The organism is Campylobacter sp. CNRCH_2013_0855 (genome assembly GCF_025773025.1).
Classification (GTDB): Bacteria; Campylobacterota; Campylobacteria; order Campylobacterales; family Campylobacteraceae; genus Campylobacter_D; species Campylobacter_D jejuni_C.
This window is the reverse complement of record NZ_JAKMTE010000001.1, coordinates 45362-64715: the sequence shown is the minus strand read 5'-3', so window position 1 is coordinate 64715 and position 19354 is coordinate 45362. Positions and strand designations below refer to the sequence as shown.

Annotated in this window: 19 protein-coding genes; all 19 read left to right on the top strand. The window is 30.2% G+C overall.

What is annotated here, in order from left to right:
* Window positions 1–42: 42 nt before the first annotated feature.
* Window positions 43–594, top strand: a complete 552-nt coding sequence (locus tag L8X40_RS00330) for a DUF507 family protein (RefSeq protein ID WP_087700408.1) — start codon at window positions 43–45, stop codon at window positions 592–594.
* The gene (carA, locus tag L8X40_RS00325) at window positions 591–1709 is read left to right on the top strand and encodes a glutamine-hydrolyzing carbamoyl-phosphate synthase small subunit (protein WP_263667059.1); all 1119 of its coding nucleotides are present in this window, start codon (window positions 591–593) and stop codon (window positions 1707–1709) included. The genes L8X40_RS00330 and carA overlap by 4 nt, the downstream gene beginning before the upstream one ends.
* Window positions 1706–2368, top strand: a complete 663-nt coding sequence (locus tag L8X40_RS00320) for a sulfite exporter TauE/SafE family protein (RefSeq protein WP_214135702.1) — start codon at window positions 1706–1708, stop codon at window positions 2366–2368. The genes carA and L8X40_RS00320 overlap by 4 nt, the downstream gene beginning before the upstream one ends.
* A gap of 116 nt (window positions 2369–2484) precedes the next feature.
* Window positions 2485–3951: a cytochrome-c oxidase, cbb3-type subunit I gene (ccoN, locus tag L8X40_RS00315; RefSeq protein WP_087700414.1), complete on the top strand. Its 1467-nt coding sequence runs from the start codon at window positions 2485–2487 to the stop codon at window positions 3949–3951.
* Window positions 3952–3962: 11 nt separating this feature from the next.
* A complete protein-coding gene (gene ccoO / locus L8X40_RS00310) occupies window positions 3963–4628 on the top strand; it encodes a cytochrome-c oxidase, cbb3-type subunit II (protein WP_087700416.1) in 666 nt (221 codons plus the stop codon).
* Window positions 4629–4636: 8 nt separating this feature from the next.
* A complete protein-coding gene (locus L8X40_RS00305) occupies window positions 4637–4840 on the top strand; it encodes a cytochrome c oxidase, cbb3-type, CcoQ subunit (protein ID WP_039617636.1) in 204 nt (67 codons plus the stop codon).
* Window positions 4840–5718 (top strand): cytochrome-c oxidase, cbb3-type subunit III, encoded by an 879-nt coding sequence (gene ccoP, locus L8X40_RS00300; RefSeq protein ID WP_087700420.1) that lies wholly within the window; start codon window positions 4840–4842, stop codon window positions 5716–5718. Before L8X40_RS00305 ends, ccoP begins: the two co-directional genes overlap by 1 nt.
* Window positions 5718–5930: a DUF4006 family protein gene (locus tag L8X40_RS00295; RefSeq protein WP_087700422.1), complete on the top strand. Its 213-nt coding sequence runs from the start codon at window positions 5718–5720 to the stop codon at window positions 5928–5930. The genes ccoP and L8X40_RS00295 overlap by 1 nt, the downstream gene beginning before the upstream one ends.
* Before the next feature lie 2 nt (window positions 5931–5932).
* A complete protein-coding gene (locus tag L8X40_RS00290; protein ID WP_087700424.1) occupies window positions 5933–6034 on the top strand; it encodes a hypothetical protein in 102 nt (33 codons plus the stop codon).
* Window positions 6031–6606 carry a hypothetical protein gene (locus L8X40_RS00285; RefSeq protein WP_263667058.1) on the top strand — a complete coding sequence of 192 codons (576 nt, stop codon included), beginning with the start codon at window positions 6031–6033 and terminating at the stop codon, window positions 6604–6606. The genes L8X40_RS00290 and L8X40_RS00285 overlap by 4 nt, the downstream gene beginning before the upstream one ends.
* Entirely contained in the window at window positions 6607–7119 is a 513-nt protein-coding gene (locus L8X40_RS00280; RefSeq protein ID WP_263667057.1) for a FixH family protein, read from the top strand. It abuts the gene before it with no gap.
* The gene (locus tag L8X40_RS00275; RefSeq protein WP_263667056.1) at window positions 7119–9506 is read left to right on the top strand and encodes a PD-(D/E)XK nuclease family protein; all 2388 of its coding nucleotides are present in this window, start codon (window positions 7119–7121) and stop codon (window positions 9504–9506) included. Before L8X40_RS00280 ends, L8X40_RS00275 begins: the two co-directional genes overlap by 1 nt.
* Window positions 9503–12247, top strand: a complete 2745-nt coding sequence (locus L8X40_RS00270) for a RecB-like helicase (RefSeq protein ID WP_214135705.1) — start codon at window positions 9503–9505, stop codon at window positions 12245–12247. Before L8X40_RS00275 ends, L8X40_RS00270 begins: the two co-directional genes overlap by 4 nt.
* Window positions 12240–12902: a hypothetical protein gene (locus L8X40_RS00265; protein WP_087700434.1), complete on the top strand. Its 663-nt coding sequence runs from the start codon at window positions 12240–12242 to the stop codon at window positions 12900–12902. Before L8X40_RS00270 ends, L8X40_RS00265 begins: the two co-directional genes overlap by 8 nt.
* A 79-nt stretch (window positions 12903–12981) precedes the next feature.
* Window positions 12982–13407, top strand: coding sequence for a 50S ribosomal protein L13 (gene rplM, locus L8X40_RS00260; protein ID WP_039617653.1), 426 nt, complete (start codon window positions 12982–12984; stop codon window positions 13405–13407).
* Window positions 13408–13409: 2 nt separating this feature from the next.
* Window positions 13410–13799, top strand: a complete 390-nt coding sequence (rpsI, locus tag L8X40_RS00255) for a 30S ribosomal protein S9 (protein WP_039617655.1) — start codon at window positions 13410–13412, stop codon at window positions 13797–13799.
* A gap of 247 nt (window positions 13800–14046) precedes the next feature.
* Window positions 14047–15033: an OmpA family protein gene (locus L8X40_RS00250; RefSeq protein WP_263667055.1), complete on the top strand. Its 987-nt coding sequence runs from the start codon at window positions 14047–14049 to the stop codon at window positions 15031–15033.
* Window positions 15034–15039: 6 nt separating this feature from the next.
* Window positions 15040–15681 (top strand): HAD family hydrolase, encoded by a 642-nt coding sequence (locus L8X40_RS00245; protein WP_263667054.1) that lies wholly within the window; start codon window positions 15040–15042, stop codon window positions 15679–15681.
* Between the two features lie 116 nt (window positions 15682–15797).
* Window positions 15798–19352 (top strand): pyruvate:ferredoxin (flavodoxin) oxidoreductase, encoded by a 3555-nt coding sequence (gene nifJ, locus L8X40_RS00240; protein WP_263667053.1) that lies wholly within the window; start codon window positions 15798–15800, stop codon window positions 19350–19352.
* Window positions 19353–19354: the final 2 nt, after the last annotated feature.

The following is a 19354-nucleotide window of genomic DNA, read 5'->3' as shown; positions in this document are numbered from 1 at the left end:
TTTTTTTTAGTATTATTTCAATAAAAATAAAAAGGTGAATAAATGCGTATCAAACCAGCTCATATACCTTATATAGCAAATAAAATAATACTTGATTTAATGCACTCTTCTTTTGTAAAAATCAAAGATGATAGCCAAAAACTTTTAAAAATAGCAAAAGAAATTATAGAAATAGATGTTTTAAACGAGCGTAAACTTGATGAAAAAGCAAAAGAGCTTTTAGAAAGTCAAGAGGATGAAATAGAGTTTATGCAAATAGATAGAAAAAGTATGTTTTGGATGATTAAGAAAAAACTAGCAAGTGAATTTAAATTTATGCTTGATAGTGAAGATAGATATAATAACCTTTCTCATAAAATTTTAGAAAATTTAGTAGAAGAGGACTTGATAAATTATAATGTATCAGAAAATCGTGTGAAAAATTTGATTTTTTCAAGTATTATGTCTTATTTAAAAGAGTATGAAAATTTAGAAGATTTAGTCTATGAAAAAATTTCAAATTATAAAAGAAAACTTATCCCAGGTTCTGAAGAATATGAATTGGTATTTGAAAAGTTATATCAAGAAGAGCTTAGAAAAAAGGGACTTTTATGAAAGCATATATTTATATAGAAAATGATGTTTTTTTAAGCGCAAAAGCTTTTGGGGAAGGTGGAACTTTTTTTGGTGAGCTTGTTTTTAATACCTCTTTAACTGGTTATCAAGAGATTATTTCTGATCCTTCATATGCGGGTCAATTTGTAGTTTTTTCAATGCCAGAAATTGGTATAGTTGGTGTTAATGATGAAGACAATGAAAGTAAAGAAATTTTTGCTAGCGGTATGATTATAAGAGAATTAAATGAAGATTATTCTAATTTTAGAGCTAATAATTCTTTAAATGCTTATTTGAAAAACCATGGCAAAATAGGACTTTGTGAAATTGATACAAGATTTTTAGTTAAAATGATTAGAGATCAAGGCAATTTAAGAGCCGTTGTTTCTACTGAAATCAAAGACAAAGAAGAACTTAAGAAAATGCTTCTTTCTAGTGCTAAAATTGATGAGGTAAATTATGTAGCTCAAGTTAGCACTAAAAGCTCTTATAAGCATAGTAAAGGTGCTTGGGATCATAGTAAAAAAGCTTATGAGAACGTAAAAGCAAGTGGTAAAAAAGTAGCTGTGATTGATTATGGTGTAAAAGAAAATATTTTAAATGAGCTTGTAAGCGTAGGACTTGAAGTAGAAGTTTTTCCTTATAATACCAAGGCAAAAGATTTGATTGATTTATATCAAAAAGGTGTAATTCATGGGGTGTTTTTATCCAATGGGCCAGGTGAGCCAAGAATTTTAAAAAATGAAATTGCAGAGATTAAAAAATTAGCAGAAGCAAGAATTCCTATGCTAGGTATTTGTTTGGGGCACCAACTTTTAAGTAATGCTTTTGGTTATGAAACTTATAAGATGAAATTTGGTCAACACGGTGCAAATCATCCAGTAATCAATCTTACAAATAACACAGTAGAAATTACAGCACAAAATCACAACTATAATGTTCCTGAAGAAATAGCAGAGGTTGCAACTATTACTCATAGAAATTTATTTGGTGATAATGTAGAGGGTGTAAGATATAAAAACTATCCTATTATATCAGTACAACACCATCCAGAAAGCTCATCAGGGCCACATGAGAGCAAGTATATCTTTAAAGAATTTTTAGAGCTTTTGTGAATTTAGATTTCATTGCTTTAGTGAGTATAGCTTTTCTTTCTAGCTTTGGACATTGTTATGGAATGTGCGGAGGTTTTGTTTTAGCTTATACTCAGCTTTCAAAGCAAATAAAACTTCCTTTTTCTCTTTTAATCTTTTCTTATCATTTATCTAGAATTTTTGCTTATGTTTGTTTAGGCGTGTTTTTTGGATTTTTTGGAAATTTATTTTATTTTAGTGAATTTGCAAAAGGTATAATGCTTTTTGCTATCGGGATTTTTATGGTAGTTTTAGCTTTTGCTTTAATTTTTAAAGGAAAATTTTTAGCTTTTTTTGAAAGCTCTTTAATTTTTGATTGTGTCATTAAAAAAAATATTTCAAGATTAATTCAAAACAAGTCTTTAAAAAGTACTCTTTTTTTGGGATTTTTAAATGGTTTTGTGCCTTGTGGATTGGTGTATTTTTATATAGCCTTTGGTATGAGTATGCAAAATGTCTATTTAGCGGCATTAATTATGCTTATTTTTGGACTTTCAACCTTACCTGCTTTGATATTTTTTGCTTATTTTTCTAAAACACTAAATGAAAAATTTCAAAAAATAGCTAGTTTGATTTCTTATATTTTAATCTTTTTTTACGGTATGTATTTTTCTTATACTGGTTTTATGCTCACGCGATAACATTATTATTTATTAATAAATAATAAATAATTAGACATAATTTAAGCTAAAAAAGATATTAAATATCATATAATATAAAGATTGCATATTTGCAGAAAAAAAATTAAGGAGAGGAAATGCACCCAGGAAATGCATTAAACTATGACTATACGGTTGCTAAATATTTTATGTTTGCTACCTTATTGTTTGGTGTTATTGGTATGGCTATTGGAACGCTTATTGCCTTTCAAATGGCTTATCCGGATTTAAACTATTTAGCCGGTGAGTATGGTACTTTTTCAAGACTTAGACCATTGCACACTTCAGGTGTAATTTTTGGTTTTATGCTCTCAGGAATTTGGGCTACTTGGTATTATATTGGTCAACGCGTGCTAAAAGTTAGTATGGCAGAATCAAGCTTTTTAATGTTTGTTGGTAAATTACATTTTTGGCTTTATATGATTACTATGATTATAGCTGTTATTACTTTGTTTGCAGGTGTTAGTACTTCAAAAGAATACGCAGAGCTTGAATGGCCACTTGATATATTGGTAGTTTTAGTTTGGGTTTTATGGGGTGTAAGCATTTTTGGACTTATTGGAATTCGCCGTGAAAAAACTTTATACGTTTCACTTTGGTATTATATAGCTACTTTTTTAGGTATAGCAATGCTTTATCTATTTAATAATATGGCTGTACCAACATACTTTGTAAGTGGAATGGGCGATTGGTGGCATAGTGTTTCTATGTATGCAGGAACAAATGATGCGTTAGTTCAATGGTGGTATGGACACAATGCTGTTGCATTTGTATTCACTGTTGGTATTATTGCTCAAATTTATTATTTCTTGCCAAAAGAAAGCGGTCAACCAATTTTCTCTTATAAATTGTCTTTATTTGCATTTTGGGGCTTAATGTTTGTTTATCTATGGGCAGGTGGACACCACTTGATTTATTCTACCGTACCTGATTGGATGCAAACTATGGGTTCAGTTTTTTCAATTGTGCTTATTTTACCTTCTTGGGGTTCAGCAATTAATATCTTACTTACTATGAAAGGTGAGTGGAGTCAATTAAGAGAAAGCCCATTAATCAAATTTATGATTTTAGCTTCAACTTTCTACATGTTCTCAACTTTGGAAGGTCCTATTCTTTCTATTAAATCAGTTAATGCATTAGCGCACTTTACAGATTGGATTCCAGGACATGTTCATGATGGTACTTTAGGTTGGGTTGGCTTTATGACCATGGCTGCACTTTATCACATGGTACCTAGAATGTTTAAAAGAGAGTTATATAGCAAATCATTAATGGAAGCTCAATTTTGGATTCAAACCACAGGTATAGTATTGTACTTTAGTTCTATGTGGATAGCAGGTATTACTCAAGGTATGATGTGGAGAGCTACAGATGAGTATGGTAACTTACTTTATACTTTCATCGATACTGTTGAAGCTATTATTCCTTACTATTGGATTAGAGCTGTGGGTGGCTTGTTATACTTAGTAGGATTTTTCATGTTTGTTTATAATATTTACAAATCAATCGCAGTGGGTAGAGTACTTGATAAAGAACCAAAAAGTGCTTCACCTATGGCAGCATAAGGAGGAAAAATATGTTTAGTTGGTTAGAAAAAAATCCATTCTTTTTTGCTGTAGCGGTATTTATTGTAATTGCGTATGCAGGTATTGTAGAGGTTTTACCTGATTTTGCTCAAAATGCAAGACCAATTGAAGGTAAAAAGCCTTATACGGTTTTACAACTTGCAGGACGCCATGCTTATATTAAAGAAAGTTGTAATGCGTGTCATTCACAACTTATTCGTCCTTTTAAATCAGAAACAGATCGTTATGGTATGTATTCAGTTAGTGGTGAATATGCTTATGATAGACCATTTTTATGGGGTTCAAAAAGAACCGGACCTGATTTATTGCGTATAGGTAATTTTAGAACTACAGATTGGCATGAAAATCATATGTGGGATCCAGTTTCAGTCGTTCCTGGTTCTATTATGCCAGCTTATAAACATATGTTTAGCAATAATGCAAACATAGAAACAGCTTATGCAGAAGCGCTAACTGTAAAAAAAGTTTTCAATGTGCCTTATGATGTTGAAAATGGTACAAAACTTGGTACTTGGGAAGAGGCTCAAGCAGAAGTTAAAGCAGAAGCTCAAGCTATAGTAGATCAAATGAAAAATCAAGATGTTAAAGATGCGTTTGCTAGAGGCGAAATTAGAGAGATTGTAGCTTTAATCGCGTATCTTAATAGCTTAAAATAGGAAAAACTATGGATTTAGAACTAATAAGAGAGCTACAAGCTTATGGTTTTTTTGCTCTTGTAGTGTTTTTAGTGGTAGTTTTGTATTCTTATTGGTTTCATTTATATAGATCTGAAAAAACAGGTAGAAGAAACTATGAAAAATATGCTGATTTAGCATTGCATGATGAAATCAGCGATCGTGTTTTAGAGCAAAATAAAAGGAGTGCTTAATGCAATGGTTGAACTTACAAGATAATGTTAATTTATTATCTTTTATTGGAGCAATTCTTATCATCTTGATTACACTTGTTGTGGTAGGAAAATTATTTAAAAGTATGAAAGAAGAAAAAAGCCAAGGTGAGCTAAGCGAGCATAGTTGGGATGGTATAGGTGAGTTTAAAAATCCTATACCACTTGGTTGGGCTGTTGTATTTTTCTTAGCTATAGTATGGTGTATATGGTATTTTCTTTGGGGATATCCTTTAAATAGCTATTCTCAAATTGGTGAGTATAATAAAGAAGTACAAGCACATAATGAAAAATTTGCGCAGAAATTTGCAAATTTAAGTGCACAAGATAAACAAGAAATGGGTAAAAATATTTTCTTGGTTCAATGTTCTTCTTGTCATGGAATTACTGGTGATGGTATCAATGGAAAAGCACAAAATCTTAACATTTGGGGTTCAGAAGAAGGACTTATAGAAGTAATTACTAAAGGTTCTAAGGGTATGAATTATCCTATGGGTGAAATGTTAAGTGCAGCAGACAATGGCATAGATGAAGCTGATATCCCTGCAATTGCAGCTTATGTTGCTTCTGAAATTTCAGTGATTAAAAAAACTGAAAATCCTCAGCTTGTAGCAAAAGGAAAAGAACTTTTTGTAACTTGTGCAGTATGTCATGGTGAAGATGGAAAAGGAACTATTGATGGTCAGTTAGTAGCTCCAGATTTAACAAAATATGGTAGTGCTGAATTTGTGGTAGAAGTTTTAAATCGTGGTAAAGCAGGTAGTATAGGTGTAATGCCTCATTTTAATAATGGTTTATTAAACGAGCTTCAAAAAGAAGCAGTTGGCGAATATACAATTTCTCTTTCAAGGGGTGAATAATGGAAAATTCAAATAGATGTGTATTTTCACTTTCAGGTGTTAGTGGAATGTTAATAGCAACTGTTTTATTGTTATCAATTTTAGCTGGACTTACTATTTGGGGTTTAAAAGCACAACAAGATGTAATGCAAAAACCTTATAAATTAGAAAATGCAGAGCAAATTAAAATGTTTGACTCTAAAAGAGAAGAACATATCATCATAAAGGAATGATCATGGCAAAAGTTCTTGAATACTTAATCATAGCTGGCTTAGTTATAGCAGCAGGAATTACTGCTTGGTCAGTTTTAACTGTAAATCATCTTTTTATAGGATGAAAAATACATTTAAAGGCGGTTTTTTAACCGCCATTTTTATTTGTTTTGCTAATTTCTTACATGCTGAAATATTGTTAAATGATAACATCTTAAACACTGCAATAGAGCAAAATATCACTTCAAGTTCTAAACAAATTCGTGAGTTAACTGGAGTAAATATCGCTTTAGCATTAAGTGATAAAAAAGATTTTGAAAGTTTAAAAAATTATGAAGCCAATTTGAGTAAGCCATATATTTTGCTTGTATTTTCTAAAGCTTCACATAAGGTAGATATACTTGCAAGTGATGATGCTATGAAGTATTTTGATAAAGAAGGTGTCTTAAGTCCTTATCCTGAAAAAGGAACGATTTTACCTATACTTGCAAATCCTAAACAAAAAGACATTTACAATGCTGCTATTTTAAATGGTTATGCAGATATTGCCGATCAAGTGGCAAATCATTTTAATATAAAACCTTTTTATGGAAATTCAAATCGTGATACTTTAAATATTATGAGAATTTTAATTTATGGCTTTTTATGTGTCGCAATTTTAATGCTAGTTCAAAGAAAAATCAAAAGGAGAAGATAAATGCAAAATCAAAAAACATTTTGGCCTTATGGCATTTTGATTTCTTTAGGGCTTATTGTTGTAGCTTGTATTGCTACGATTTTTATTGCAAGCAAAGCCCCTGTGTATGAAGATAATTTTTATTTTGATTCTTATCAAAATGTAGAGTTAAATTATAATGAAATTCAAAACAGACAAAAGACTTTTGATGAAAATTTTAAGCTAAGCATTAAAGATAAAGAAAGCTTTATGCATAAGAAAAATCAAGTTTATTATATCAATGAAGGGCAAAATGAGCTTAGAATTGCTATTGAAAATTTAAAAGATTATGACTTAAGTAAGCTTCAAATCCAAACTTTACTTTCACGCCCACATACAAATGTAAATGATGAGAATTTACAAGCTAAATTAGAAGGAAGTGATTTGGTATTTGATTTTAATATCAAAGAAAAAGGTGTTTGGCAAATACTTTTAAAAATCACTCAAGATGAAAATAGTGTAGGATTTTTTAAATTCTTTTTACAAACTAAATAATGAAGCTTTTTGTTTTTAGCTCACTAAGAGCTTTAAGAAAGTATTATGAGAAAAAACTACAGATTGATAGTTTAGTAGAACCGGCTATGAGTATAGCCGAATTTATGCAAAAATTAGTTTTTTCTCCACATTTTCAAGCAACTCATTATGAATGTTTGCTTTTGATGAAAAAGGCTTGCGAGCAAACTAAAAATTTAGAGCAAAGTTTAAAAATATCGAGTAATTTTTTTGCTTTCTTAAAAAACAATGCTTATTTATTTAGTTTTTTTAAAGAGCTTAGTTTAGAAAAAAAAGATATCAACTCATTAAAATTTCATGATGCTTATGCTCAGTATGAAGAGCATTTGCAAATTTTAGAAGAACTTTTTAAAAATTATCTTACTTTATTAAAAGAGCAAAATTTATATGATGATATTTCTTTGCCACTAGATTATGAAATTAATAGCGATTTTTTAAAAAATTATGATGAGATTATTTTTGATTTTCAAGGTTTTTTAAATGCCTTTGAAGTAGAGCTTTTGTTAAAAGTTAAGGAAATACTTCCTCTTAAAGTGCAGTTTAATTGCACTAAATTTAATAAAGATTTTTTAAATACTCTTAGCTTTTTACAAGGACTTTATCTTAAGGAAAATCATGCTTATTTGTTTGATGTAAATCAAAAAACAATTTTAAAAGAAAAGTGCTTTTTTAAAGAAAGTAAAATTTGTTATAAAAGTTTTCATTTAAGATCTTTACAAGCTGCTTTTGTTTTTGAAAAAATTAATTCTTTTTTAAAATCTGGTATAAGTGCAAAAGATATTGTAGTGATTACTCCTGATGAGAATTTTGTAGATATTTTAAGACTTTATGATAAAAACAATGTTTTAAACTATGCAAGCGGAGAGAGTATTAAAAACACACTTTTTTATCATAGATTAAAGACTTTATATGAAAGTGCTAAAGATGATGAGTTTGAGTATGAAGAAAATGAAGAATTTTATGAAAGGTGTAATTTAAACAAACATTTGTGCAATTTACACTTTTTTTCTTCTAACGTTGATTTTATAGAGTTTAAAAAGCTTTTTGATGAAAATATTTCTTATGATTTTTTTGAGAATTTTATTTTTAATTTGCTAGAAGATAGTGAAGAGGAATTAAAAAATTATATATATCAAGAGCTTATTTTTATCAAAGAGCTTGTAAAAACACACAAGTTAAGCTTTGTGCAAATTTTAGAATTATTTTTTATGCAAATTGATGGTATAAAATTAAGTAGTGTTGGTGGTGGTGAAGTTACTGTAATGGGGCTTTTAGAAAGTAGGGGGCTTAGATATGATGGGGTAATTATAGTTGATTTTAATGATGAGTTTATCCCAAAAAGAGTTTCAAGTGAATTATTTTTAAACAATGAAATTCGCAAAAAAGCAGGACTTATCACTCATGCTCAAAGAGAAAATTTACAAAGACATTATTATTATACTTTAATAGCCAAGGCAAAATTAGTTGGAATTTCTTATGTGGAAAATGAAGAAAAAATCAAATCAAGATTTTTAAATGAACTTGAACTTCCACTTTATGAAGATAAAACTTATAGCAATAATGCTTATGTGAAGTATTTTCAAACTTATCCATGTGCTTTTAATCTTGAACCTATTGTAAGTATTAAAGCAAAACATGATTATTTTCAAAGCGATCTTTCTTTTTCAAGATTTCATCTTCTTGTGTATTATGGTTTGGATTATTATTATAAGTATGTTTTAAGATTAAAAGAGCCAAAGACTTTAGATGATACACTTAGAGCAAATGAGTTGGGGAGTTTTATTCATAAGGCTTTAGAACTTTATTATACACAAAAATCTAAAAATCATTTTGATTATGAAGTTTTTATGCAAGTAGTAAAAAGCATTAAACAATACCGAGTTGATGCGCTAAATTTAGCTTTAATACAAACTATATTTAAAGAATTTCAAACACTTGAAAATGAGCATTTTAAGCAAGGTTATGTGGTGGAAAAATGTGAATTTAATCCACCAAGAAAAGAATTTATCACAGAAAATGGAGTGAAAATTCATGCCATAGGCTTTTTAGATAGAGTAGATAATAATGGCAATGAAAGATTGATTATAGATTATAAAAGTGGCAAAGCAGATGAAAAGTCTTATCAACTTGCTTTTTATAAGTTTTTATTAGAAAATCAAAATACCTTATTAAATACAAAAGCTTGTTTTTATGATCTAAAAAATATCAAAATCATACATGAAAATGCTAAAAGTAAGAGCGTACAAGAACTGAAAGATTTACTTAATGAACTTGCTAAAGAACCTTTGGAAAAAGAATTTTTTAATCAAAAAAACGACAATACTTACAGCCCTTATACCATGCTTTATAAAAAGGAGTTTAAACTTTGAGTTATCATTTTGAGCCTTTTTTAGCTTTAGAAGCTAGTGCAGGAAGTGGGAAAACTTTTGCATTAAGTGTGCGTTTTATAGCTTTGGTTTTAATGGGAGCTAAGATTAATGAAATTTTAGCCCTTACTTTTACTAATAAAGCTACAAGCGAAATGAAAGAAAGAGTTTTTAAAACCTTTTTAGAATTTGATGTGCTTGAAAATGGAGAGAATAAAGCAGAGTGTAATGAGCTTATGAAAATGCTAGGTAAAAGCAAAGATGAGCTTATAGCTTTAAGAGAAAAATATAAAGAGGAATTTTTAAGATCTAAGCTTAATATCTACACTTTTGACAGCTTTTTTTCACAAATCATTCGTTCTTTTGCTTTAAATTTAGGTCTTATGAGTGATTTTGACATTATAGAAAGTCAAGATAGTTATAAAAATTTCATTTCTAAATTAGACGAAGAAGAATTAAGAGCTTTAGCTTATTACATTGTCCAAACAAAAAGTAAAAGTGATTTTTTGCAAAATCTTGAAAGTTTGTATGAAAGATCTTGTGAGATAAAATCTATACAAAATGCACATTTTCCAAATAAAACTTTTTTAGAAAAAAGCTTAAGTGAGTTTATAACTTATGCAAGAAATTTAAGCACAGATAAAAACTATCAAAAAAATTTTGAATTTGAAAACACAGAAGATTTCTTTACTAAACCTATTATTTGTGATTTAGATAAAAAGTATTTTGTAAAAGTCATCGATAGTGAATTTTTACAAAAAAGAGCAGAGTTTTTACAAAGCGCAAAAGAGTATTTTACTCAAATGGAAAATTATCGCATTAGTATGCTTGCAAAGCTTTTGAAGCATTTTAAAGAAGCAAAAAATGAAAATAATACCAAGCAAAATGCATTGACTTTTTCAGATATAGCTTTAAAAACTCATGAGTTAATTAGTGATGAGACTAATAAAGATTTGATTTATTTTAGACTTGATGGTTATATTTCGCATTTATTAATTGATGAATTTCAAGATACTAATGTTTTGCAGTATCAAATTTTAAAACCCATCATTGCTGAGCTTGTTTCAGGCGAGGGAGTGAAAAAAAACAGAAGCTTTTTTTATGTGGGGGATAAAAAGCAAAGCATATATGGTTTTAGAGGGGGTAAAAAAGAGCTTTTTGATAAGCTTTTAAAAGATTTTCCACAAATTAAATTAGAGCATTTAGATACTAATTATCGCAGTAAAAAGATTATTGTTGATTATGTAAATGAAGTCTTTAAAGATAAATTTTTTGATAGCTTTTTAAATCCTAGCTTTACTTTGCAAAAAAGCGTTAAAGATGGTGGATATGTGGAAGTTTTACAAAATCATATCCCGCCAAAAAGTTCTTTGCATGAAGCAAGTGGTAAAGAAGTTTTAAAAATCATCCAAAAGCTTTTAGAAAAAGGTATAAAGCTTAGTGAAATTTGCATTTTGGTGTGGATTAATAAAGATGCTACTTTAATGAAAGAATTTCTTGAAGAAAATGACATTAAAGCTTATACGCAAAGCAATGTAGCTTTGATGGATTGTATTAGCGTAAGAGTGCTTTTTGAGTATGCAAAGGCTTGTGTACTTAAAGATGAGTTTAGTTTGTACTTTGCAAGTAGTATTTTAGAAAAAGAGCTTGAGTTTATAACGCTTGATTTAAACCGCAGTGTAGGTGAGATTTTAAAATACTTAGTACATGTTTTAAAACTTGACTTAAGTGATGTTAATCTCATCACATATTTAGAGTATGCAAGTACTTTTGATAATTTTTTTGATTTTTTATTTGCTCCATGCGAGTTGAAGTCTTTACAAGCTCAAGATGATGGAGTAAGTATTATGACCGTGCATAAGTCTAAGGGGCTTGAATTTGAAAATTTAATCGTACTTGATAGACTTAGTAAAAAAGCTCCGGATAATGAAACTTTAATGTTTGAGTATGATTTAGAGCAAGGTTGGGAAGTAAAATACAGGCATAGTGCTAGAAAATATCTTGAAGATGAAAATTACAATACCTTTTTGGCTAAAAGAGAAAAACTTCAAGCAGAAGATGAGATAAATTGTCTATATGTAGCGCTTACTAGAGCTAAAAATTCTCTTTTTATCATAAAAAACGATGAGAGTTTTAAAACCTTTAAGAGTTATTTTCAAGACTACGAGGAAAAGCAAATAGGCATTATAGAAGAACAGCTTTCAAAAACAAAAGAGCCTTTAGAAAATTTAGAACAAATAGAAAACTTCGAAGAATTTCAAAAGGTAAATTTGCAAGAAGTTAAAGCAAAAAGTCATCTTTCAAGCACGCAAATACATTTTGGCTTGGCTTTGCATGAGTTTTTGCAATATTTTGATTTTAACACTAAAAGTAATTTTGAATTTTGCAAGCAAATGGTGTATAAAAAATATCGTTTTTACTTAGATGATGAAGCTTTTAATGAGCTTTTTAAAAGACTTACTATGCTTTTAAAAGATGAGAGCTTTAACGCGCTTTTAGTGGGTAAAAAGCTACTAAAAGAGCAAATCATCACTTATAAAGGCGAACAAAAACAACTTGATATGCTTGCATTTGATGATAATGAAGCTATCATTATAGACTATAAAACAGGCTTAAATTTAAGCGAGCATAAGAAGCAAGTTTTACTTTACAAAGAAGCCATAGAAAAAATCTTAGCCAAGACTTCCACTAAGGCTTTTTTGGTGTATATTTTAAAAAATAAAGTGGAGGTAATATATGCGTAGTATAGATGAAAAACAATTTTATAATAATGTTTTATCTTTTCATAATCAAACAAAAGAAACAGATAATCATCGATATTTATCTTGGGAGCATTGCTATGAATATTTTTATATCTATAGGAAAGATATAGATTATGATTATGCTTCTTTGATGTTATCTTTTTATTTAGCTAGTTGGGGTATGTATAGGGGTTCTTCTTTTTTATTGCGCCATGATTATAAAATATATAAAACAATGTTAGAAGAGTTGTTGGTTATTGATTTATGGGATAAGCATGATTGGAGTCAAATAATCAAAGCAAATGAAATTATAGAAAGAAAATTATCACCCTATAAAAATAATAAAGAAGATAAAAATAATAAAAACAAAATTAGCAATACACTGATCACAAAAATTTTGTTAGGAATTTTTGGCTGTACTCCTGCTTACGATAGATTTTTTACAAATGGTTTAAGACAATACAATAGTAAAAATAGCAATGAGATATCGATAAGTTATGGTGAAAATAGCTATAAAGGAATTGTAGACTTGATAGATAGATGTAAAAGTAACTTTGAATTTCCAAAAATAAAATTAAAATTCAATGAAGATATATACTATCCGGATATGAAAATTATGGATATGTATTTTTGGATTTTAGGACAACAAAAGCTTTAAATATTCTTAAATTAAGTATTAATTAAGCTAAAATAATTATAATCTCATTTTTAAAAAAATTTTTGGCAAAGGTAAGATGATGACAAAGATAACAAAGCCAAACGAAGTAAAACGCGAATGGATCGTTTTAGACGCTGAAGGAAAGCGTTTTGGTCGTCTTTTAACAGAAGTAGCGACTATTTTAAGAGGTAAAAATAAACCTTGCTATACTCCAAATGTTGATTGTGGAGATTATGTAATCATTATCAATGCTTCTAAAGCAGTTTTCACAGGTGCAAATAAAGCAGAAGATAAACTATACCACAGACATTCAGGGTATTTTGGAAGCGTAAAAAGTGAAAAATTTGGTGATTTATTAGAAAAAAATCCAGTTAAATTATATAAATTAGCAGTTCGTGGTATGCTACCTAAAACAAACCTAGGTAGAGCTATGCTTAAAAAATTAAAAATTTATGCAGGTAGCGAACATCCTCATACTGCTCAAATTGCTAATAAAGGAAAATAATCATGGCAACAACATACGCAACAGGTAAAAGAAAAACCGCTGTAGCTAAAGTTTGGGTAAAAGCTGGTAGTGGTAAAATCATCGTTAATGGTATGGATTTAAACACTTGGCTTGGCGGACATGAAGCTATAAAATTAAAAGTAGTTCAGCCTTTATTAGTAACTAAACAAGAAACTTCTATGGACATTAAAGCAACAACTTTAGGCGGTGGCTACAGCGCTCAAGCTGAAGCTTTAAGACATGGTATTTCAAGAGCTTTAGCTGCTATGGATGCAGATTTTAGAGCATTATTAAAACCAAAAGGACTTCTTACTAGAGATAGTAGAACTGTTGAACGTAAAAAATACGGTCGCAGAAAAGCAAGAAGAAGCCCACAATTCTCTAAACGTTAATTTTTTGGATCCATTTTTTGGATCCACTCTCTCTTTTATTTTTTAAAATCACATTTTTTTATATATTTTTATTTTGTTTAAAATCAAAGGATTTTTTGTTTAGAATAAACTTTTATAATTTCAAAGTCCGATCAGGGAAACCTCCTTTTTGTAGTAAATTTAAGCCCCTTACCCAAAGGGGCTTATTTTATTTTAATATTCTTTTTATATAATATATCCCATTTATTTTAATTTTTAAGGATAGTTTATGAAAAAAATTATAAGCTTAGTTAGTTTAGCTAGTGCTTTATTTGCTTTTGATACTAGTAAAATAGAAATCACTCCAACCTTTAACTATACAACACCAGAAGGAAATTTAGATCTTAAAAATTATGGCGGAGTGGGTTTAAGATTTGGTTATCATTATGATGATTTATGGATAGATCAAGCTGAGCTTGGTTTAGAATATTATGATAATGCAAAATACAATAATCCAAACGATAATACACACACAGATACTAGTGTTTCAAGGTTTTATGTGAATGCCATTAAAGGAATTGATTTAGCTAATCATGTATATTTATATGGTTTGTTAGGAACAGGTTATGAGTATTTAAGCCATGGAGCTTATGAAAATAAAAGTGGTATGTTTGCTCAATATGGTGCGGGTTTTAAATTTGCACTTGGAGAAGATTTGGCTTTAAGACTTGAAGCAAGAGATCAAATTAAATTCAATAATGGTGAGCATAATTTGATTTCTAGTGTTGGTTTGAGTTTTTATTTTGGCAATAAAGCTCCAAAAACTCCTCAAACCACAACTAAACAAATCGAAGAAAAAACACAAACAATACAAATTGATAATTCATGTCCAGAACCAAGAAAAGGTGCTTTGCTTGATCATATAGGTTGTGAAAAAACAATAGCGCTCGAAGGGCATTTTGGATTTGATCAGACTGATATAAATCCTGAGTTTGCGCAAAAAATTCAAGAAGTAGGTAAGGTTTTAGAGGAAAATTCTCAATATTATACTATTTTAGAAGGTCATACAGATAACATAGGCCCTAAAGCTTATAATCAAAAATTATCATTAGAGCGTGCTAAGGCAGTTGCAAAAGAACTTGAAAAAACAGGTGTCACTAAAGAAAAAATTGCAACTAAAGGCTATGGTTTTGATAAGCCAAAAGCAAGCAATGATACTAAAGAAGGCCGTGCGCAAAATAGACGTGTGGAAGCAAAATTTTTCATTAAAGAATAAGCTTTGTTGAAAAAGACGATTTTACTTGACTTAGATGGCACTTTGATAGACTCTACAAGTGCCATTTTAGATGGTTTTGATGCTGCTTTTAAAGCTTTTGGTGAGCCTTTAAGAGATCATGAAGCCATTAAAGCTTTAATAGGCTTTCCTTTAGATGTAGCTTTTGAAAAACTTGGAGTGCCAAAAGAAAAAACAAGTGAGTATATTAATGCTTATAGAAGTGTATATCAAAAAATCTATATAGAACAAACTTCTTTGCTTTCTTTGGCAAAAGAAAGTGTATGCGAGGCTAGTTTATTTGCTGATTTAGCCGTTGTAACAACTAAAAGCTCTAAATTTTCCAAACCTTTGCTTGATCATTTGGGTATAGGAAAATACTTTAAAGTTATCATAGGTAGAGATGATGTAACTTACCCAAAACCAAATGCTGAACCTATTTTATTAGCTTTAGAAAAATTATCTAAAAGCAAAGAAAATGCATTTATGATCGGAGATACTCATTTAGATATTCAAGCAGCTTGTAATGCAGGTATTAAACCCATAGCAGTAAGTAGTGGTTATGAAAGCAGAGAAAGCTTAGCTAAATTTAAAATTCCACTTTTTGAAAACACCTATGAGGCTATAAAACATATAAAAAATATCCGATAACTTCACATTCAAGCTTTATATACCTAAATATAAAAATTTTTTATCATTGTTTAAGACAATTAAAGATAAAGTAGCTATTGATTTTAAGTAATTATTTTAATTATAAGGATAATTAAATGAGTAAAATAATGAAAACGATGGATGGTAACGAAGCGGCAGCTTATGCTGCCTATGCATTCACAGAGGTTGCTGGAATTTATCCTATTACCCCAAGCTCTCCTATGGCAGATTATACTGACATATGGGCTTCTCAGGGTAAAAAAAATCTTTTTGGAGTACCGGTTAAAGTCGTAGAAATGCAAAGTGAAGCAGGAGCAGCAGGGACAGTTCATGGTTCTTTACAAGCAGGTGCTTTAACTACTACTTATACAGCATCTCAAGGGCTTTTATTAAAAATACCAAATATGTATAAAATCGCAGGTCAGCTTTTACCTGGGGTTATCCATGTGGCAGCTAGGGCTTTAGCTTCTCAAGCATTATCTATTTTTGGAGATCATCAAGATGTTTATGCTGCAAGACAAACAGGCTTTGCTATGCTTTGCTCACACTCTGTGCAAGAAAGTATGGATTTAGCAGGTGTTGCGCATCTAGCAGCTATTAAAGGTAGAGTGCCTTTTATGCATTTTTTTGATGGTTTTAGAACAAGCCATGAAATTCAAAAAATCGAAGTAATGGATTATGCGCATTTTGATCGTTTGCTTGACCGTGAGGCTTTGTTAGAATTCAGAAATTCCTGTCTAAATCCAGAAAATCCAAAAACAAGAGGCACGGCTCAAAATGATGATATTTATTTTCAAACAAGAGAGTTGGCAAATAAATACTATGAAGCTATTCCTGATATTGTTAATGAATATATGCAAGAAATTTCAAAAATCACAGGAAGGGAATACAAGCCTTTTGTGTATTATGGGGATAAAAATGCAACACGCATTGTAGTAGCAATGGGTTCAGTAACCGAAGCTTTAAAAGAAGTTGTAGATCATCTAAACAGTAAAGGCGAAAAAGTAGGGGTTTTAAAAGTTCATTTATATAGACCGTTTAGTTTAAAATATTTATTTGATGTAATGCCTCAAAGTGTTGAAAAAATAGCTGTTTTAGATAGAACTAAAGAGCCAGGAAGTTTAGGTGAGCCACTTTATTTGGATTTAAAAAGTGCATATTATGGAAAAGAAAAAGCACCTTTAATCGTTGGTGGTAGATACGGGCTTTCTTCAAAAGATGTTGATCCTGCTCAGTTAATAGCAGTTTTTGAAAATCTAAATCAAGCAAATCCAAAAGATGGTTTTACTATAGGAATTAATGATGATGTAACCTTTACTTCATTGCCTGTGGGAGAAAAAATTTCTTTAGGCGATGAAAGTACTATAGAGTGCTTATTCTATGGACTTGGTGCTGATGGTACTGTAGGAGCAAATAAAAACTCTATTAAAATCATAGGGGATAAAACAGACTTTTATGCGCAAGCTTATTTTGCTTATGATTCTAAAAAATCAGGTGGTTATACAAGAAGCCATTTAAGATTTTCTAAAAAACCTATCACTTCAACTTACTTAGTTTCTACGCCGCATTTTGTAGCGTGTTCAGTTGCTGCTTATTTAGAAATTTATGATGTTTTAGCAGGTATTAGAAAAGGTGGAACTTTCCTTTTAAATAGTATTTGGAGTGCGCAAGAGACTATTAAAAAAATTCCAAATGCAGTAAAAAGAGTTTTGGCACAAAAAGAAATTAATTTTTATATCATTAATGCTACAAAACTTGCTAGGGAAATAGGACTAGGTAGTAGAACAAATACAATCATGCAATCAGCATTTTTCAAGCTTGCTAATATCATTCCTTTTGAAGATGCGCAAAAATATATGAAAGAATTAGCTTATAAATCATATGGGAAAAAAGGCGATGCTATAGTTGAGATGAATTACAAAGCTATTGATGTAGGTGCAGATGGACTTGTAAAAGTTGATATTGATCCTTCTTGGGTAAATTTAGCCGATGAAGCAAAAGAAGAAACTATAGCTTATAAAGGCACTGAGTTTGTTGAAAAAATCGCAAAACCTATGAATGCGGCTAAGGGTGATGATTTACCAGTTTCGGCATTTTTGGGCTATGAAGATGGTAGTTTTGAGCATGGTACTACTGAGTATGAAAAAAGAGGCGTTGGTGTTATGGTGCCAAGATGGATAGAAACTAATTGTATTCAGTGTAATCAATGTGCTTCAGTATGTCCACATGCAGTTATTAGACCATTTTTAATAGATGAAAAAGAATTAGAAAAAGCTCCAGTAGGTGTAAAAGAACATAGCTTAAATGCAAAAGGTGTAAAAGAGCAAAAATTAAATTTCAAAATTCAAGTTTCACCACTTGATTGTACAGGTTGTGAGCTTTGTGTGCATGAGTGTCCTACTAAAGAAAAATCTTTAGTAATGGTGCCACTAGGCGAAGAGCTTGATCATGGTGAGCAAGAAAATGCAGATTATTTATTCAAAAAAGTAAGCTACAAAGATAATATCTTAAATAGAGAAAATGCAAAAGGTATTCAATTTGCACAACCTTTATTTGAGTTCCATGGTGCATGTCCAGGGTGCGGGGAAACTCCTTATATCACTTTAATTACTAGATTATTTGGTGAAAGAATGATTATTGCTAATGCAACGGGTTGTAGTTCTATTTATGGTGGTTCAGCTCCTTCAACTCCATATAGAAAAAGTAATAAAAATGGTCATGGGCCTGCTTGGGGTAATTCTTTATTTGAAGATAATGCTGAATTTGGTCTTGGTATGAAAATAGCAACTGAAACAACAAGACATAAAATAGAGCAAATCATGAGTGAAAGTATGCAAGAAGTTCCTAATGCACTTTCTGCATTATATAAAGAATGGATTGCAAATAAAGAAGATTCTAAAGCTTCTTTAGAACTAAGAGATAAATTAGTTCCATTATTAGAAGAAAATAAACAGATTAAAACTGTAAATGATATTTTGGAGCTTAAAAGCTATTTGAGTAAAAAATCACATTGGATTTTTGGTGGTGATGGTTGGGCTTATGATATAGGTTATGGTGGGCTTGATCATGTTTTAGCAAGTGGTGAAAATGTTAACATTTTAGTGCTTGATACTGAAGTTTACTCTAATACAGGTGGTCAAAGTTCAAAATCTTCAAGAACAGGTTCAGTAGCGCAGTTTGCTGCAGCAGGTAAGCCAGTACAGAAAAAAGATCTAGGTCAAATTGCTATGACTTATGGTTATATTTTTGTAGCTCAAGTAAATTCTAATGCAAATTATGCGCAATTGTTAAAAGCAATAATAGCAGCAGAAGCTTATGATGGGCCTTCTTTGATTATCGCTTATTCTCCTTGTATAGCTCATGGTATTAAAGGCGGACTTGGAAATTCAGGAAATCAAGCAGAACTTGCTACAAAATGTGGATATTGGCCAACTTATATTTATGATCCGCGTTTAGAAGCTGAAGGTAAAAATCCTTTAACAATTTCTTCTAAAGAGCCTGATTGGGATTTGTATGAAAGCTTTTTAATGAATGAAGTGCGTTATAGTTCACTTAAAAAATCAAATCCTGAGCAAGCAAAAGAATTGTTTGAAAAAAATAAAGCAGAAGCACAACGCCGTTATAGACAACTTAAACGTCTAGCAAGTGCTGATTTTAGTAATGAAAACTAAAA

Excerpts from the sequence above, each read along its gene's own strand:
- ccoN (WP_087700414.1), top strand. The coding sequence starts at position 2,485 with ATGCACCCAGGAAATGCATTAAACTATGACTATACGGTTGCTAAATAT.
- L8X40_RS00305 (WP_039617636.1), top strand. The coding sequence starts at position 4,637 with ATGGATTTAGAACTAATAAGAGAGCTACAAGCTTATGGTTTTTTTGCT.
- ccoP (WP_087700420.1), top strand. The coding sequence starts at position 4,840 with ATGCAATGGTTGAACTTACAAGATAATGTTAATTTATTATCTTTTATT.
- rplM (WP_039617653.1), top strand. The coding sequence starts at position 12,982 with ATGACAAAGATAACAAAGCCAAACGAAGTAAAACGCGAATGGATCGTT.
- carA (WP_263667059.1), top strand. The coding sequence starts at position 591 with ATGAAAGCATATATTTATATAGAAAATGATGTTTTTTTAAGCGCAAAA.
- L8X40_RS00265 (WP_087700434.1), top strand. The coding sequence starts at position 12,240 with ATGCGTAGTATAGATGAAAAACAATTTTATAATAATGTTTTATCTTTT.
- L8X40_RS00280 (WP_263667057.1), top strand. The coding sequence starts at position 6,607 with ATGCAAAATCAAAAAACATTTTGGCCTTATGGCATTTTGATTTCTTTA.
- L8X40_RS00275 (WP_263667056.1), top strand. The coding sequence starts at position 7,119 with ATGAAGCTTTTTGTTTTTAGCTCACTAAGAGCTTTAAGAAAGTATTAT.
- L8X40_RS00250 (WP_263667055.1), top strand. The coding sequence starts at position 14,047 with ATGAAAAAAATTATAAGCTTAGTTAGTTTAGCTAGTGCTTTATTTGCT.
- L8X40_RS00330 (WP_087700408.1), top strand. The coding sequence starts at position 43 with ATGCGTATCAAACCAGCTCATATACCTTATATAGCAAATAAAATAATA.
- nifJ (WP_263667053.1), top strand. The coding sequence starts at position 15,798 with ATGAGTAAAATAATGAAAACGATGGATGGTAACGAAGCGGCAGCTTAT.
- L8X40_RS00290 (WP_087700424.1), top strand. The coding sequence starts at position 5,933 with ATGGCAAAAGTTCTTGAATACTTAATCATAGCTGGCTTAGTTATAGCA.
- rpsI (WP_039617655.1), top strand. The coding sequence starts at position 13,410 with ATGGCAACAACATACGCAACAGGTAAAAGAAAAACCGCTGTAGCTAAA.
- L8X40_RS00295 (WP_087700422.1), top strand. The coding sequence starts at position 5,718 with ATGGAAAATTCAAATAGATGTGTATTTTCACTTTCAGGTGTTAGTGGA.
- ccoO (WP_087700416.1), top strand. The coding sequence starts at position 3,963 with ATGTTTAGTTGGTTAGAAAAAAATCCATTCTTTTTTGCTGTAGCGGTA.
- L8X40_RS00285 (WP_263667058.1), top strand. The coding sequence starts at position 6,031 with ATGAAAAATACATTTAAAGGCGGTTTTTTAACCGCCATTTTTATTTGT.